We start from the raw sequence: 509 nt of genomic DNA, 5'->3' as shown, positions 1-509 counted from the left end.
GGTTCTCGGATCAGGTCAGTTGGCTCGTATGATGTCTCTGGCTGGTGCACCACTGAACATCCAAATCTCGGCTTACGATGTCGGCAGCGGTAACGTTGTCCATCCTCTTACCCAACAGGTGCTTGGTCATGGTTTGGAAAATGCCATTGAACAAGTGGATGCGATCACCGCAGAATTCGAACATATTCCTCACGATGTACTCGACATCTGTGAATTAAGTGGCAAGTTCCTCCCTAGTACCGCAGCCATCAAAGCAGGCGGTGACCGCCGTGTTGAAAAAGCGCTACTCGATAATGCTGGCGTGCGTAATGCAAAGTACTACGTGATTGAGACACGTGAAGATTTTGAACGCGCAATTGAACATGTTGGCATGCCTATGGTGCTGAAAAGTGCATTGGGTGGTTACGATGGTAAAGGCCAATGGCGCTTGAAAGAAGCGGCTCAGATCGAGACGATCTGGGCAGAAATGGCGGAGTGCATTGCAGCAACACCAACTCAAGCGATTGTGG

At 50.1% G+C, this 509-nt stretch carries 1 protein-coding gene; it reads left to right on the top strand.

Translation table 11 applies throughout. The features are described from left to right. Positions 1–509 (top strand): ATP-grasp domain-containing protein (locus R7P74_RS29650; protein WP_318124331.1); only part of this gene is annotated, 509 nt, incomplete at both ends.

Source organism: Vibrio sp. 2033, assembly GCF_033339735.1.
Note: the sequence above shows the minus strand (reverse complement) of the source record. Positions and strands in the feature narration are given on the sequence as shown.